4 protein-coding genes and 1 pseudogene are annotated in these 2,689 nt (G+C 46.8%); 3 read left to right on the top strand and 2 right to left on the bottom strand.

Annotated features, from left to right (window positions below; all coding sequences use genetic code 11):
* Positions 1-2: 2 nt before the first annotated feature.
* The 3 genes and pseudogenes from RTW80_RS31720 (at position 3) to ompG (ending at position 1,435) form a co-directional block, all read left to right on the top strand.
* Positions 3-59: an IS1 family transposase gene (locus tag RTW80_RS31720; RefSeq protein ID WP_003032489.1), complete on the top strand. Its 57-nt coding sequence runs from the start codon at positions 3-5 to the stop codon at positions 57-59.
* A 6-nt stretch (positions 60-65) separates the two neighbouring features.
* A pseudogene (locus RTW80_RS23760) lies at positions 66-485 on the top strand (TOBE domain-containing protein); the annotation flags it as partial.
* Positions 486-529: 44 nt separating this feature from the next.
* Complete coding sequence (gene ompG / locus RTW80_RS23755; RefSeq protein WP_000735257.1) at positions 530-1,435, top strand: monomeric porin OmpG; 906 nt, start codon at positions 530-532, stop codon at positions 1,433-1,435.
* 110 nt (positions 1,436-1,545) lie between these two features.
* Here ompG and RTW80_RS23750 read toward each other — a convergent pair whose 3' ends face one another.
* Both RTW80_RS23750 and RTW80_RS31715 read right to left on the bottom strand, forming a co-directional pair.
* Positions 1,546-2,544, bottom strand: a complete 999-nt coding sequence (locus tag RTW80_RS23750; RefSeq protein WP_097745017.1) for a LacI family DNA-binding transcriptional regulator — start codon at positions 2,542-2,544, stop codon at positions 1,546-1,548.
* A gap of 86 nt (positions 2,545-2,630) precedes the next feature.
* Positions 2,631-2,687: an IS1 family transposase gene (locus tag RTW80_RS31715; RefSeq protein WP_003032489.1), complete on the bottom strand. Its 57-nt coding sequence runs from the start codon at positions 2,685-2,687 to the stop codon at positions 2,631-2,633.
* Positions 2,688-2,689: the final 2 nt, after the last annotated feature.

Here is a 2,689-nt window from a genome sequence, read left to right as displayed (position 1 = left end):
CGGTGGAGCTGCATGACAAAGTCATCGGGCATTATCTGAACATAAAACACTATCAATAAGTTGGAGTCATTACCCAACCCGCGAATATGTTTGTTTCCGGATTTATTGGATCACCAGCGATGAATTTTATTCGCGGCACGATCGATGGCGATAAATTCGTTACGGAAACGCTTAAATTAACCATTCCCGAAGAGAAATTAGCGGTTCTGAAAACACAGGAAAGTTTGCATAAGCCCATCGTGATGGGAATACGACCGGAAGATATTCATCCGGACGCGCAAGAGGAAAATAACATTTCCGCCAAAATTAGCGTGGCAGAATTAACCGGTGCGGAATTTATGCTCTACACCACGGTTGGGGGGCACGAGTTAGTGGTCCGTGCTGGTGCGTTAAATGATTATCATGCAGGAGAAAATATCACTATTCATTTTGATATGACGAAATGTCATTTCTTTGATGCAGAAACGGAAATAGCAATTCGCTAAATACAGGGGGAAGGCATTCCCCCAGGATAATACAAGGAACAATAATGAAAAAGTTATTACCCTGTACCGCACTGGTGATGTGTGCGGGAATGGCCTGCGCACAGGCCGAGGAAAGGAACGACTGGCACTTTAATATCGGCGCGATGTACGAAATAGAAAACGTCGAGGGTTATGGCGAAGATATGGATGGGCTGGCGGAGCCTTCAGTCTATTTTAATGCCGCCAACGGGCCGTGGAGAATTGCTCTGGCCTATTATCAGGAAGGGCCGGTAGATTATAGCGCGGGTAAACGTGGAACGTGGTTTGATCGCCCGGAGCTGGAGGTGCATTATCAGTTCCTCGAAAACGATGATTTCAGTTTCGGCCTGACCGGCGGTTTCCGTAATTATGGTTATCACTACGTTGATGAACCGGGTAAAGACACGGCGAATATGCAGCGCTGGAAAATCGCGCCAGACTGGGATGTGAAACTGACTGACGATTTACGTTTCAACGGTTGGTTGTCGATGTATAAATTTGCCAATGATCTGAACACTACCGGTTACGCTGATACCCGTGTCGAAACGGAAACAGGTCTGCAATATACCTTCAACGAAACGGTTGCCTTGCGAGTGAACTATTATCTCGAGCGCGGCTTCAATATGGACGACAGCCGCAATAACGGTGAGTTTTCCACGCAAGAAATTCGCGCCTATTTGCCGCTGACGCTCGGCAACCACTCGGTGACGCCGTATACGCGCATTGGGCTGGATCGCTGGAGTAACTGGGACTGGCAGGATGATATTGAACGTGAAGGCCATGATTTTAACCGTGTAGGTTTATTTTACGGTTATGATTTCCAGAACGGACTTTCCGTTTCGCTGGAATACGCGTTTGAGTGGCAGGATCACGACGAAGGCGACAGTGATAAATTCCATTATGCAGGTGTCGGCGTAAATTACTCGTTCTGATAATGGGCTAAATTGCCGGATGCGGCGCGAGTACTTTATCCGATCTATAAATGTAGGCCGGATAAGATGCGCTAGCATCGCATCCGGCATTCAGGCAAGGTAGCTGGTATTTATTTCAGCGTCATATGCGTGGCAACGGTAATATTCTGTGGTGACGGTTTTCCAGAAATTAAGCGGAATAATAACTCGCAGCTTTGTTGACCTAACTCCTGCGTCGGAACATCGATGCCGCCCGGTGCAGGCGTTAAAATAAATGACAGCGTTTCATTGCTATAACCCACCACCGCTAACTGCTGCGGAATAGCAATATTTTTCTCTGCTGCCGCACGATAAATGCTCATTAATTTCAGGCTGTCAGTGGCAAACACCGCCTCAGGCAACGGTGACTGGCTTAATAATTTCCGTGCTGCTTTTAATGCAGTTTCATGGGTATAACCGCCATCAACAATCCATTCATCACGCACTGCAATATTATGCGCAGCCAGGCTCTGCTTATAACCATTAACGCGATCAACCGAAACATGGACATCAAGCGGAGCATGCAGGCAGGCAATATTTTGATGCCCACTTTCAATTAATGCATCGGTCAACGCAATGCTGTCGCCAAAATTATCGGTATCGACAGAATAAACATGGGCATATTGACCTTCAACTTTGCCAATCACCACCACCGGAATATCATATTTATCGAGTTGGGCAAAAAATGACTCATCCGCTGGCGAACTGAGCATAATAATGCCTTTAATCATTTTCTGCTTAATTTTGCTTTCGCATTTTTGCAGATCTTCTGCCGGATTGTGCGACGTTTGTAATATCACGTCGAAACCTTCTTCTTCAGCTTTGGCGGTGATGGCATGCAAAACTTCAGAGAAAAACGGATTACCCGCCGTAGTTTTGGTCGAACGGGTAGAAATCACCATAATGGCATCAAAACCCGAAGAGGTCAGCGCGCGGGCCAGCTTGTTTGGCTGATACTGTAATTCTTCAATGGCCCGTAACACTTTTTCGCGCGCTTCCGGGGAGATATTAGTTTGCTTATTCAGCACGCGTGATACGGTGGATTTTGATACGCCTGCAACCCTGGCAATATCATAAATAGTAGGGGACATAGGTCAGGAACTCCGTCCGAACGTGAATGCTGCACATCTTATGGAGTTCGCCGGTCGATGACAACACGGGCGGTAATGACTCCAACTTATTGATAGTGTTTTATGTTCAGATAATGCCCGATGACTTTGTCATGCAGCTCCACCG

The organism is Escherichia sp. AM3 (assembly GCF_032029835.1).
GTDB lineage: Bacteria > Pseudomonadota > Gammaproteobacteria > Enterobacterales > Enterobacteriaceae > Escherichia > Escherichia coli.
This window is presented reverse-complemented; position numbering and strand designations above follow the sequence as displayed.